The sequence below is a fragment of the Irregularibacter muris genome, assembly GCF_024622505.1.
Taxonomy (GTDB): domain Bacteria; phylum Bacillota; class Clostridia; order Eubacteriales; family Garciellaceae; genus Irregularibacter; species Irregularibacter muris.
The window spans coordinates 1-13,225 of sequence record NZ_JANKAS010000009.1 but is presented as its reverse complement, the minus strand read 5'-3'; the positions used below and the strand labels follow the sequence as shown (position 1 = coordinate 13,225).

The 13,225-nt window shown below is 38.0% G+C and carries 11 protein-coding genes; all 11 read left to right on the top strand.

The genetic code is table 11. The annotated features are described in order from the left end of the window. Nucleotides 1-16 precede the first annotated feature (16 nt). Nucleotides 17-886 carry an FAD binding domain-containing protein gene (locus tag NSA47_RS10250; protein ID WP_257531650.1) on the top strand — a complete coding sequence of 290 codons (870 nt, stop codon included), beginning with the start codon at nt 17-19 and terminating at the stop codon, nt 884-886. 14 nt (nt 887-900) lie between these two features. Beyond that, nucleotides 901-1,401 carry a (2Fe-2S)-binding protein gene (locus NSA47_RS10245; protein ID WP_257531648.1) on the top strand — a complete coding sequence of 167 codons (501 nt, stop codon included), beginning with the start codon at nt 901-903 and terminating at the stop codon, nt 1,399-1,401. Next, nucleotides 1,394-2,683, top strand: a complete 1,290-nt coding sequence (locus NSA47_RS10240; RefSeq protein WP_257531646.1) for a xanthine dehydrogenase family protein molybdopterin-binding subunit — start codon at nt 1,394-1,396, stop codon at nt 2,681-2,683. Before NSA47_RS10245 ends, NSA47_RS10240 begins: the two co-directional genes overlap by 8 nt. Before the next feature lie 14 nt (nt 2,684-2,697). Beyond that, nucleotides 2,698-3,699 carry a xanthine dehydrogenase family protein molybdopterin-binding subunit gene (locus NSA47_RS10235; RefSeq protein ID WP_257531644.1) on the top strand — a complete coding sequence of 334 codons (1,002 nt, stop codon included), beginning with the start codon at nt 2,698-2,700 and terminating at the stop codon, nt 3,697-3,699. An 833-nt stretch (nt 3,700-4,532) separates the two neighbouring features. Then, entirely contained in the window at nt 4,533-8,069 is a 3,537-nt protein-coding gene (gene nifJ, locus NSA47_RS10230; RefSeq protein ID WP_257531642.1) for a pyruvate:ferredoxin (flavodoxin) oxidoreductase, read from the top strand. Nucleotides 8,070-8,310: 241 nt separating this feature from the next. Next, on the top strand, nt 8,311-9,765 hold the full coding sequence (locus tag NSA47_RS10225) for a 4-hydroxyphenylacetate 3-hydroxylase family protein (protein WP_257531640.1): 1,455 nt from the start codon (nt 8,311-8,313) through the stop codon (nt 9,763-9,765). A 50-nt stretch (nt 9,766-9,815) separates the two neighbouring features. Next, nucleotides 9,816-10,103: a NifU family protein gene (locus NSA47_RS10220; protein ID WP_257531638.1), complete on the top strand. Its 288-nt coding sequence runs from the start codon at nt 9,816-9,818 to the stop codon at nt 10,101-10,103. After that, nucleotides 10,100-10,381 carry a hypothetical protein gene (locus NSA47_RS10215; protein WP_257531636.1) on the top strand — a complete coding sequence of 94 codons (282 nt, stop codon included), beginning with the start codon at nt 10,100-10,102 and terminating at the stop codon, nt 10,379-10,381. The genes NSA47_RS10220 and NSA47_RS10215 overlap by 4 nt, the downstream gene beginning before the upstream one ends. Nucleotides 10,382-10,428: 47 nt before the next feature. After that, nucleotides 10,429-11,205, top strand: a complete 777-nt coding sequence (locus tag NSA47_RS10210) for an enoyl-CoA hydratase-related protein (RefSeq protein ID WP_257531634.1) — start codon at nt 10,429-10,431, stop codon at nt 11,203-11,205. 28 nt (nt 11,206-11,233) lie between these two features. Then, entirely contained in the window at nt 11,234-12,073 is an 840-nt protein-coding gene (locus NSA47_RS10205; protein ID WP_257531632.1) for a 3-hydroxyacyl-CoA dehydrogenase NAD-binding domain-containing protein, read from the top strand. Nucleotides 12,074-12,158: 85 nt separating this feature from the next. Beyond that, nucleotides 12,159-13,225 (top strand): acyl-CoA dehydrogenase (locus tag NSA47_RS10200; protein WP_257531630.1); only part of this gene is annotated, 1,067 nt, incomplete at its 3' end.

Sequence of the window (13,225 nt, the reverse complement as noted above, 5' to 3'; positions counted from 1 at the left end):
AGGAGGTTTCACTTATATGAGAGGTTATTTCTATGAATCACCAAATTCATTTGATGAACTCTTGGCAATTGTAAAAGATACTTCAAATGAGGTCAAATTTTTAGCTGGAGGATCAGATTTTGTACCTAAATTGTCTTTTGAATTGGATCAAATTCCAAAGGAAGGACAAAAGGATTTGTTAATTATCTCTTTGGATAATATGGATTTAAATTTAATAACGGAAAATAGTACGGAAGTAAAGATTGGTGCCACAGCCACTTTTAGCCAGATTAAAGAAAACAAGATTATTGAAAGAGAATTTCCCGTGCTAATTGAAACAATTAATGAAATAGCAGGCTTAACAGTGAGAAATGTTGCATCAATAGGGGGAAACATTATGAATGCTTCTCCTGCAGCAGACAGTATTCCTACTCTAATAGCCTTAGATGCAGTGTTTGTTTTAAATGGTCCTAATGGAGTAAGAAAAGTAGATGCAAAAGACTTTTTCAAAGGACCAGGTAAAACAATAGCTGATGAGGTGGAAGTTCTAACTGAAATTATCTTGAAGAAAGAAGAAGGTCATGCTTCCTTTAAAAAATTAGGCAGAAGAAAAGCTGAAACCCTTTCCGTTGTTAATGCTGCAGCGTATATAGAAAAAGAAAACAATATTTGTAAGGTTCTAAGGGTGGCTGTTGGGTCTGCTGCGCCCACAGTATTAAGATGTAAAGAAGTTGAAGATGCACTTATAGGTAAAGAACTAACCCAGGAAAATATGAGGATAGCAAGTGAAAAGGTTGTAGATGCTATCAGTCCCATAGATGATATTAGAGCAACAGCCTGGTATCGTAAGAAGGTTGCTCCAGTGATGGTCAGACGAGCAATGGAAGCAGCGTCAAACGCTGAGTAAAGGAGGGGAAAAGGATGTCGAAAATCTTGCATTTTTACTTAAATGGTAATCCCGTGGAAGTGATAGCAAAACCACAGCAAAACCTATTAGAAGTATTAAGGGACGGATTAGGTCTTACAAGTCCAAAGTGTGGGTGTAATCGTGGCGATTGCGGTTCATGTACAGTAATACTTGATGGAAAAGCGGTGAAATCATGCTTGGTATTGGCCCTTACAGTAGAAGGTAAAAAAATACTAACAGTAGACGGTCTTGCCCAGGGTAAAACTTTACATCCAATTCAACAAGCATTTATAGATTATGGGGCACCACAATGTGGGTATTGCACCCCAGGGATGGTTATGGCAGCCACTGCTTTTCTGTTAGATCATCCGGAAACAACAGCAGAGGAAATTAAAGATGCATTAAGTGGAAACTTGTGCAGATGTGCTGGGTATGAAAAATACACCGATGCTCTTTTAGCAGTATCCAAAGGTGAATATGGCCCTATTCCGAAAGGAAGTGATCTGGATGTATAAAAGTGTTGGTAAGAGAGTCAAGAAATATGATGGTGAAGGTATTGTAACAGGAAAAATCCAATATGTTAGCGATGTCAGCATGCCTGATATGCTTGTATGTAAGACTTTAAGAAGTCCTTATCATAGAGCAAAGCTTAATCATGTTGATGTCTCAGAAGCATTGAAGGTTCCAGGTGTTTACGCTGTCATTACTAAGGATGATGTTCCCCACAATTTATTTGCAATGGTGCCAGATCATCATGTTTTTGCAGAGGAACTGATAAGATATAGGGGACAAAATATTGCTGCTGTTGCAGCCGTAAGTAAAGAAGTCGCTTTAGAGGCTCTGGGAAAGATTAAACTTGATATTGAAGAACTCCCTTATGTAATCGACCCCATTGAAGCCACTAAGCCTGATGCTCCAAAGGTAAGACCTGAAGGAAACATGCATATGTTTGATGGCACAAGCGAGGTAAGGAAAATAAGAAAGGGAAATGTCGAGAAAGGTTTTGCAGAGGCAGATTATATTGTAGAAGGAACATATACTACTCCTAGCCAAGAACATGCACCCCTTGAAACCTCTTCATCAGTAGCTTATGTTGATGAGGCTGGGAAACTTGTTATTCATTCCAAGACACAGGGGCTTTACTTTACCCAGGGTGATCTTGCCAATGTATTTCAACTACCGCTGAATAAGCTGAAACTTGTAGGGGGAACCGTAGGAGGGGGATTTGGTGCTATGAATAGTGTTCATACAGACCATATAGCAGGACTTCTTGCCTTGGCTACAGGTAAGCCTGTTAAGTTTCAATTAACTAGAGAGGAAGAAATGCTATACACGACTATAAGATCTCCTTGGATATTCAAATTTAAGGATGGAGTAAAGAAAGACGGAACTCTTACAGCTAGACAAATTGAGGTGCTTCATGACTGTGGTGCATATACAGAACTGGGATTATATGCAGTTGAAAAAAATGCAAATATAGTTGCCGGTGCAACAAAAGTAGAAAATGTTGCAGTTGATGCAAGAATGGTGTATACAAATAAAATGCCCAGTGGTTCAATGAGGGGCTTTGGCGTAAATGTAGGACAGTTTGCTGATCAGGTACAGATGGACAGACTTGCCCGTAAAATTGGAATGAATCCTATTGAATTTAGATTAAAGAATGCTTTTAAAGAAAACGATATCAATCATGTTGGGAATACGCTAACAGCAGTTTCTGAGATTGAAACATTAAAAATGGTTGCTGAGATGGCAGGCGAAGAAATTTCTCCTGAATATGCAAATATGAGTTCTAAGTAAGGAGGGAGAGTTAGATGATTAGAAAAGGAAGAGGAGTTTCAAATGTTTACTACCCAACTGGATTTAATGGTGGTGGAGATCCTGACTTAGTATCTCTTGAAATCAAAATCGATGGAACAATTAATATGACCAATGCAAGTTGTGAGATGGGCCAGGGTTTTAAAACCGTTGCAATTCAGATGGCAGCAGAGGCTTTGGAGATAAGTGAAGAATTATTTACAATTGATAACTCAAATACCGATACAGCAGCATTTAGTATGGACACAGCAGGAACTCGTACAACTTATATAGTGGGCTTAGCCGCTATTGCAGCAGCAAAGGATCTAATCCAGAGGATGAAAGAATTTGTAGCAGGAGTAAAGGGATGCTCCCCTGAAGACTTAGTTTATGAAGGTGGAAAGGTTTTTAAGAAAGATGATGAAAAAGTAGCAATGACATTACAAGAAATTGGAACGGCTTCTACTTATGGCGGTGTATATCTAATAGGCGTTGGTGGATTTTTGCCCCCTCCTGCACCTCCAAGGGATCCAGAAACAGGGTTTACAATTCCCACTCGAACATATGCATGGGGTTCTACGGTCATTGATGTAGAAATTGATGATGAAACAGGGGTAGTAACTATAGTCAATGTGTATAACAGTTATGATATAGGTACTGTTATCAATCCACTGCAGGCGGAAGGTCAAGTAGACGGGGGGAATGTTCAAGGCGTAAGCATGGCACTTTATGAAGATTTGACACCATACTTTCCCGAAAGCATTGAAACCTATGCATCAAACTTTACAGATTACATTATCCCTACATTTATGGACATTCCTCAAAATAGTGAAATTAAGTTTTATGAAAATCCTGATCTATATGGTCCTTTTGGGGCAAAGGGATGTGGAGAATTTGTTACAAACTCACAGCCCCCTGCAATTGCAAATGCGATTTATGATGCAATAGGAGTGAGGATTAATTCATTACCAATCACTCCAGAGAAGATTCTAAGGGCATTAGAAGAAAAAAATAAATAGAAGAATAGAAAAAGGCAGGCCATTCCCAAGCCTGCCTTAAATAAGGCAGTGGAAACAGAAACTTCTTTCTGGTAAGAACTAACAAATAATACCAAATCAGAAAGAAGTTTTTATTTTCACTTAAGCATGGAATTTTTTACAGTCCCAGATAATGCATCTTTATTTATCTCTATTATTTCATTTATTTCTCTTTATTATGGCCAAAGCCTTTTTCAGTAACCCCTAAAATATATTCATAGTGTTGTGTAGTATCTTTACATGATTTTTTAAATTGTATCAAAATTTATGCCCCATATGTGAATATTACAAAGAGTAATTGCTCTTACTGTAATTTGAAAGATTATTCTCCCATAGCTAGCGACAAAAAAAGATCAAGAAAGTTTTCTAAAAGATTTTTTGATTTATGGTGCTGGAATACGCGAATGGAAGAATCTTTCGATATTCTTTAATTTATAAATAGATTGATAATCTTTATACATATCTATGGTTGCCATTATAGCAATAACATCATAGGGGAAATCTCCTTAGACCTATACGGAAGGTTCGAAAAGGCAGCACTAATTAATATTGGCATACCAATTAAAATAATGAGGGGATTTGTTATGAATGTATTCATAACAAAAATAAGAATATGTTTTAACGAATTATTGACTTAAATTCGACTAGATGTTAATATATAATTACAACGCATATAAGAATAGTATACGCATATACGTAAAAATGAACTAATATCTACATCTATTATTACAACATCTAATTTCAATGAAATGAAGGGGAATTAGGCTATAGCGATAATAAAATACAATATTTAATGAAAGGTAGGTAATACAATAATGAAACGTAGACAACAAACTATGGATGGAAATACTGCAGCAGCATATGTTTCCTATGCTTTTACAGATGTAGCTGCCATTTTCCCAATCACTCCATCATCTACTATGGCTGAAGTAGTTGATGTCTGGGCTGCTGAGGGAAGAAAAAATATTTTTGGGCAACCTGTTGTTGTACAAGAAATGCAATCCGAGGGAGGGGTGGCAGGAGCTATTCATGGCGCCTTACAAAGTGGTGCATTGGCAACTACTTATACTGCATCAGCAGGCCTAATGTTAATGTTACCTAATATGTATAAAATTGCAGGAGAATTGCTTCCAGGAGTGTTCCATGTTAGTGCTCGATCCTTATCCTCCAATGCCACCTCTATATTTGGAGATCATCAAGATGTGATGTCTACCCGCCAAACAGGATTTACTATGCTAGCTTCCAGTAGTGTACAACAATGCATGGATCTTGCTGCTGTGGCTCACCTAGCCGCAATTAAATCACGTCTGCCCGTACTGCATTTTTTTGATGGATTTAGAACATCCCATGAAATGCAGAAAATTGATGTCTTAGAATATGAGGAATTAGCAGAGCTAATAGATAGAGATGCTGTTAAGGCCTTCAGAGACAATTCCTTACACCCAAATCGTCCAGTTCTTCGAAATACAACACAAAATCCGGATATCTTTTTCCAATATCGTGAATCCATTAATAGATTCTATGATCCAGTACCTGAAGTTGTTCAAGAGTATATGGATGAAATTAATAAACTAACAGGCAGGGACTATAAATTATTTAATTATTATGGTTCAGAAACCGCAGAAAATATTATTATTGCCATGGGATCAGGCTGTGACACCATAAGAGAAACCATCGCCTATGTCAATGAAAGAGGTGGCAATTATGGATTACTAGAAGTCCACCTATACCGTCCATTTTCTATCGAACATATGCTAGAAGCTCTACCAAAAACCATTAAACGTATTGCAGTACTCGATCGTACCAAAGAACCTGGTGCATCAGGAGAACCCTTATATCTAGATGTTAAAAATGCTTTCTATGGAAGGGAAAATGCTCCATTAATTGTAGGAGGACGTTTTGGAATAGGTTCTAAAGAATTTACACCTTCAAATGTAATGGAAGTGTTTGTAAATCTAGAAAAAGATGAACCATTTAATGGCTTTACAGTGGGTATCATAGATGACGTGACGAATTTATCTCTTCCCCCCTATGATAAGGAAATTAATCCATCACCCGAAGGAACCATTTCTTGTAAATTTTGGGGTCTCGGTTCTGATGGTACAGTAGGTGCAAATAAATCAGCGATTAAAATTATTGGAGACCATACGGATAAATATGCCCAGGCATATTTTGCCTATGACTCTAAAAAATCTGGGGGAGTAACCATTTCTCATTTAAGATTTGGAGATGAGCCAATTCAGTCACCCTACGCCGTTACCTCAGCTGATTTTATTGCCTGCCACAATCAAAGTTATGTAGATAAATATGATTTAGTTGATGATATTAAAGATGGGGGTACATTCTTACTCAACTGTACATGGAATAAAAAGGAGCTAGAAGAACATTTACCAGCTTCCTTAAAGAAAATTATTGCAGAAAAAAATATAGAATTTTACACCTTAAATGCTGTAGATATTGCACGAGAAATAGGCCTAAGGAATCGCATTAACATGATTATGCAATCTGCATTCTTTAAACTATCCAATGTCATTCCTATAGAAGATGCGACAAAGTATCTAAAAGAAGCGGTGCAAAAGAGTTATGGAAATAAGGGACAGCAAGTTGTTGAAATGAACTGGAAAGCTATTGATGCAGGCATAGAAACTCTTACTAAGATTCAAGTTCCAGAATCCTGGAAGAAAGCCCAGGAAAAAGAGAAAGAAGTTCAAGAAGATTTGCCAGAATTTGTAGAGAATATTATGATCCCTATGAATAGGCAACAAGGGGATACCTTACCCGTAAGTGTATTTGTCGGATCTGAAGATGGAACTTTCCCCTTAGGGACTAGCCAATATGAAAAAAGAGGCATAGCAATTGATATTCCTTACTGGGATGCAGAAAAATGTATTCAATGTAATCAATGCTCCTTTGTATGTCCTCATTCAGTACTTAGGCCAACGATTTTATCTGATGATCAGCTTGCAGCAGCGCCAGTATCTATAGATACAAAAGCGGCTATAGGATTTAAAGGAAAGCAATTCCACATGGGATTATCTGCCTTAGATTGTACAGGGTGTGGGAACTGTGTTGATGTTTGTCCTGCTAAAGAGAAAGCTCTAGTGATGCAACCACTTGAAAATAAACGAGATATCTTAGTAAGTACATGGGAGTATATAAAGGATATTGATCCAGCTGAAATTTCTGAAAAACAAAGAAGTACAGTAAAGGGAAGCCAGTTCTTAAAGCCTTATTTTGAATTCTCAGGAGCCTGTGCAGGATGTGGAGAGACTCCTTATGCCAAGCTAGTTACTCAATTGTTTGGGGATAGAATGACGATTGCTAACCCAGCAGGATGTACAACAGTTTGGGGGGGATCCGCGCCAAGTATCCCCTATACAACCAATAAAAAAGGCCATGGGCCTGCCTGGGGATATTCCTTATTTGAAGATAATGCAGAATATGGTTATGGAATGTATCTTGGAGCGAAAACCCTTCGAGAGGGAGTGGCTAAAAGGATTGAAGCAGCTCTTGAAAAGGGAGTAAGTGAAGATCTAGCAGAGGTTATGAAAGAATGGATAGAGGGTTACGATGAATCTGCAGGAACAAGGGAAAGGGCAGATAAATTATCGAATGCTCTAGAACAATATAAAAATATACAAGAGCTTAAGGAGATATACGACAGTAAAGATCATTTTGTAAAACAATCTAACTGGATATTTGGTGGAGACGGTTGGGCCTATGACATCGACTTTGGAGGGTTAGATCATGTATTAGCTCAAAATGAAAATGTAAATGTTCTTGTATTCGACACAGAAGTGTATTCCAATACAGGTGGTCAATCCTCTAAAGCCACACCTACTGCAGCTATCGCTAAATTTGCTGCTTCAGGTAAACGGACGAAGAAAAAAGATTTAGGAATGATCGCTATGTCTTATGGTTATGTATATGTGGCTCAAATCGCTATGGGTGCTAGTCAAAGACAAACCCTCCAAGCCATTCGTGAAGCGGAGGCTTATCCAGGACCATCTTTGATTATTGCTTATGCCCCATGTGTTAATCATGGAATAAAAGCTGGAATGGGAAAAACTCAAGCACAAGAAAAACGAGCAGTTGAATCGGGATATTGGACTTTATATCGTTATAACCCACTATTAAAAGAAGAAGGCGAAAATCCATTTATTTTGGACTCAAAAGAACCCACATTAAGCTATGAGGATTTCTTATTAAGTGAAGTACGTTATTCATCCTTAATGCAACAATATCCAGAGCAGGCTAAAGAATTATTTAAAAAAGCAGAAGAGGATGCTATGGAAAGGCTAGAGAATTATAAACGCTTAGCAAATCAAGGCTTAGTATTACAAGAAGCATAAAACCTAAACCCACCTTTATTCATGCTATCGGAGTAGGGAAAGACCTATATAGGGTAGCATGAATGAAGGGAGTAGTGACCAAGAAGAATTCATGTGTTTCAAAGAATTTACACAGAGGGAATGGATAAAGATAATTAACTGTTTATATCATAACCCATTCCCTATTTATCTATACATTCTAAAAAATATAATCGTACAAGGATAGTTCAGAGAATATAAACCAATGGAAAGGGTGGTTTTAATGCCGTTAATGACAGGGATACAGTATGAGGAAAGTTTGAGAAAATTAAACCTGCAAGTCTATATGTTCGGCGAGAAAGTAGAAAATGTTGTAGATAATCCTATACTAAGGCCTTCAATGAATTCAGTGAAAATGACTTATGAGTTAGCCCATAAACCAGAGTATGAGGACTTAATGACTACAGCTTCACAAATCACAGGAAAGAAGATTAATCGTTTTACCAATATTCATAAAAGTACAGAAGACTTGGTAAAAAAGGTGAAAATGCAGAGATTATTAGGACAACAAACAGCTTCTTGCTTCCAAAGATGTGTTGGCATGGATGCCTTTAATGCAGAATATAGTACAACTTATGAAATTGATCAAAAACATGGCACTGAATATCATAAAAGATTTAAAGAGTTTATGAAAATGGTTGAAGAAAAGGATTATACAGTTGACGGAGCAATGACAGATCCAAAGGGAGATCGATCTCTCCAACCAAGCAAACAAGTAGATCCTGATTTATATTTAAGGGTTGTAGAAAGACGAGAAGATGGGGTTGTTGTCAGAGGAGCTAAGGTTCATCAAACAGGGATAACAAACTCCCATGAGGTACTGGTTATGCCAACCCAAGCCATGAAACCCGAAGATAAAGATTATGCCATCTCTTTTGCAGTACCAACAGATACAGAAGGTATTATTATCATTGTTGGACGACAATCCTGTGATACGAGAAAGTTAGAAGAAAATGCAGACATGGATTTAGGCAATAGAGAATTTGGCGGAATGGAGGCACTGGTTGTCTTTGACAATGTTTTTGTTCCCAATGAAAGAATTTTCTTAAATGGGGAAACAGAGTTTGCAGGAATGTTGGTAGAAAGATTTGCTGGCTATCATAGACAAAGTTATGGTGGATGTAAGGTTGGTGTAGGGGATGTTTTAATTGGGGCTGCAGCTCTAGCCGCGGAATATAATGGAGTTGAAAAAGTTTCCCACATTAAAGATAAGTTAATTGAAATGACCCATCTGAATGAAACCTTGTATGCCTGTGGAATCGCCTGTTCATCTGAAGGGCATCCAACTGAATCGGGAAATTATATCATTGATTTACTTCTTGCCAATGTATGCAAACAAAATGTAACTAGATTCCCCTATGAAATCGTAAGATTAGCGGAAGATATCGCAGGGGGTTTAATGGTTACAGCACCTTCAGAATTGGACTTTAAAAATGAAGAAGTGGGACATTATGTAGAAAAATATTTAAGAGGGATAGAATCAGTATCCACCGAAGCACGCTTAAGAATTCTACGATTAATTGAAAACTTATCCTTAGGTACAGCTGCTGTAGGCTATAGAACTGAGTCAATGCATGGGGCAGGTTCGCCTCAAGCGCAAAGAATTATGATTGCCCGACAAGGGAATATAGAACATAAAAAAGAATTGGCTAAAAATATCGCAAACATTGAAGAGTAAATCATGGATTTAAATATTGATTATGGTGTAATGAAGGGAGGATTATAACCTTGTTAAAAAATATACAGGAAGTATTAGAAAGGGATGTACGTCCTTATTTATTAGACCATTATGGAGATGTGGAGATAACATCCTATGAAGATGGCATCCTTTATATTCGGTTATTAGGTCAATGTAATAACTGTCCTTCTGCTAAGTTCACTGTTGAAAATATCATCGAAAGCAAATTGAAAGAAAATATTCCAGAACTTAAAGAGGTTATTTTAGACACCGATATAAGCTCAGAATTATATCATTTTGCAAAGGAAATATTGGGAAAAAGCAGGCAGAATTTATGATAGAAGTATTAATAAAGTATTGTGGGGGGTGTAACCCCCGATATGATAGAGGTCAAATAGTAGAGAAGCTTAAAAAACAATATAGCACTATAAATTTCACTAGCAGTATAGACCCGCGTAAATCATGGGACTTGGTAATTGTCCTATCAGGATGTATGAGTTCATGCACTACCCATGAAAATTTAAATGGAAAACATGGGAAAATGATTGTTAGAAGTTTAAAGGATTATAAAACTTTAGTGCATAAACTTGATGAAATCTTGGAGTCCAATATATAAAAAGGATAAGAGATGCTACTAAAAATAATGGGATAGGAGGCTATAAATTGAATTTTGTTACCTATCAACAACAAGAACAAGTAGGGATAATGACGATAAATCGTCCACAGGCACTAAATGCATTAAATCTAGATGTATTAAAGGAAATCGAGGAGACAATCAATCAAATAGATATAGACACAACAAGAGCCTTGATTGTTACTGGGGCTGGACAAAAATCTTTTGTTGCAGGTGCAGATATAGGGCAAATGAGTACCATGACAAAGGAGGAAGGCAGAGACTGGGGAACATTTGGGAATGATATCTTCCGAAGTTTAGAAACCCTAGAAATACCTTCCATAGCGGCAGTGAATGGCTTTGCCCTAGGGGGTGGCTGCGAATTGGCTATGAGTTGTGATATTAGAATCTGCTCAGATAATGCTTTATTTGGCCAACCAGAGGTAGGTCTAGGCATCACACCAGGATTTGGAGGTACCCAAAGACTAGCCCGTATTATAGGTGTAGGAAAAGCTAAAGAAATGATTTATGCCGCGTACAATATCAAAGCCGATGAGGCCTATAGAATTGGCTTGGTCAATGCCGTATATCCCCAAGCAGAGCTTATGGAACAGGCTTTAAAAATAGCCAATAAAATTGCTAAAAATGCACCTATTGCTGTAAGGGCCTCTAAAAAGGCTATTAATGATGGATTACAAGTAGATATGGACTCAGCTCTTGAAATAGAAGAAAAATTATTTGGTAGCTGCTTTGAAACTCACGATCAAAAAGAAGGAATGACAGCCTTTTTAGAAAAACGGAAAGTAGCAGAATTTCTAAATAAATAATAAAAATCTCAAAAAAGGAGAATGAGTTATGAAAGTGGGCATCATTGGTGCAGGAACCATGGGATCAGGTATTGCACAAACCTTTGCTCAAGCAGAGGGATATGAAGTGTTTTTATGCGATATCAATAAAGAATTAGCTTCAAAGGGAAAAGAAAAGATTGCTAAAGGATTAGAAAGACGAGTTGCTAAGGGCAAAATGGAACAATCTGTAGCAGATAAGATGCTCAACAAGATTAGTACAGGCACTAAGGACATTTGTGAAGACTGTGATTTAATGATAGAAGCAGCCATAGAAAACATGGATATTAAAAAACAAACCTTCAAAGAATTACAAAGCATTTGTAAACCAGAGGCTATTTTTGCCACCAATACTTCCTCTCTTTCCATTACAGAGCTTGCTTCGGAACTTGATCGGCCAGTGGTGGGGATGCACTTTTTTAATCCAGCTCCTGTCATGAAATTGGTAGAAGTGATTGCAGGTTTAAATACGCCAGCTGAGTTAGTGGACCAAGTTAAAACCATTGCTGTATCCCTTGGAAAAACTCCTGTTCAAGTAGAAGAGGCAGCAGGTTTCGTGGTCAATAGAATTTTAATTCCCATGATCAACGAAGCCGTGGGCATCTACGCTGAAGGCATAGCCTCTGTGGAGGGAATTGACACCGCCATGAAGCTAGGAGCAAATCATCCCATGGGGCCTTTAGCTCTGGGGGATTTGGTAGGACTAGATGTGTGCTTAGCAATAATGAAGGTTCTTTATGAAGAGACAGGTGATCCTAAATATCGTCCTCATCCACTTCTAATCAAAATGGTACGGGGAGGTCAACTAGGCGTTAAAACTGGGAAAGGCTTTTATGAATATAAGAAATAATGATAAATGCTCCGAGAGAAGGATGTCCTGTTTAGGAGACTAGCCTTTAACGGGAGGATAAATTTAAAATTATGGAGGAATGGAGATGGATTTTACATTAAGTAAAGAGCAAGAAAAAGCAAGAACGTTGTTTAGAGAGTTTGCAGAAAATGAGGCTAAACCCCTAGCCCAAGAAATAGATGAACAAGAAAGATTCCCACGGGAAACAGTGGAGAAGATGCAAAAATTAGGGTTTTTAGGGATCCCCATACCAAAGGAATATGGTGGTCAAGGTTGTGACACCCTGACTTACATATTAGCTGTAGAGGAACTTTCAAAGGTTTGTGGTACTACAGGCGTTATTGTCTCCACCCATACATCTTTAGCTGCCGATCCTATAAATAGATTTGGTACTGCTGAGCAAAAAGAAAAATATCTAAGGCCCCTGGTCAGTGGTGAAAAACTAGGTGCCTTTGGTCTAACAGAACCAGGTGCAGGAACTGACGCAGCAGGACAACAGACTAAGGCTGTTCTAGAGGGAGATCACTATGTATTAAATGGAAGCAAAATTTTCATTACCAATGGGGGCCAAGCGGATATCTATATTATTATGGCTATGACAGATAAGTCCAAAGGAACAAGGGGGATCTCTGCCTTTATCGTAGAAAAGGATTTCCCAGGCTTTTCAATCGGAACAAAGGAAAAGAAAATGGGGATTCGTGCCTCTTCTACCACTGAGCTTATCTTTGAAAATTGTATAGTCCCTAAGGAAAATCTCCTTGGTAGGGAAGGAAAAGGATTTGGAATCGCCATGCAAACTCTAGATGGGGGAAGAATCGGGATTGCAGCCCAGGCTCTAGGATTAGCTGAGGGAGCTTTAAACGCGACAATAGCCTATACGAAAGAGAGAAAACAATTCGGTCGATCCATTGCTAAATTCCAGAACACCCAATTCCAACTAGCGGATATGGCAACCAAAATAGAAGCCGCTAAATATTTAGTCTATAAAGCAGCAGTAGCTAAGGACACCCAGAAATCATTCTCAGTAGAAGCAGCCATGGCAAAACTCTATGCTGCAGAAGTGGCCATGGAAGTGACCACAAAGGCTGTCCAACTCCATGGTGGCTATGGCTATATCCGAGACTATGATGTAGAACGTATGATGCGTGATGC

What these genes read in the sequence shown, in the direction of transcription:
- NSA47_RS10240 (WP_257531646.1), top strand. Translation starts at nt 1,394, where the DNA reads ATGTATAAAAGTGTTGGTAAGAGAGTCAAGAAATATGATGGTGAAGGT.
- NSA47_RS10205 (WP_257531632.1), top strand. Translation starts at nt 11,234, where the DNA reads ATGAAAGTGGGCATCATTGGTGCAGGAACCATGGGATCAGGTATTGCA.
- NSA47_RS10215 (WP_257531636.1), top strand. Translation starts at nt 10,100, where the DNA reads ATGATAGAAGTATTAATAAAGTATTGTGGGGGGTGTAACCCCCGATAT.
- nifJ (WP_257531642.1), top strand. Translation starts at nt 4,533, where the DNA reads ATGAAACGTAGACAACAAACTATGGATGGAAATACTGCAGCAGCATAT.
- NSA47_RS10245 (WP_257531648.1), top strand. Translation starts at nt 901, where the DNA reads ATGTCGAAAATCTTGCATTTTTACTTAAATGGTAATCCCGTGGAAGTG.
- NSA47_RS10235 (WP_257531644.1), top strand. Translation starts at nt 2,698, where the DNA reads ATGATTAGAAAAGGAAGAGGAGTTTCAAATGTTTACTACCCAACTGGA.
- NSA47_RS10250 (WP_257531650.1), top strand. Translation starts at nt 17, where the DNA reads ATGAGAGGTTATTTCTATGAATCACCAAATTCATTTGATGAACTCTTG.
- NSA47_RS10225 (WP_257531640.1), top strand. Translation starts at nt 8,311, where the DNA reads ATGCCGTTAATGACAGGGATACAGTATGAGGAAAGTTTGAGAAAATTA.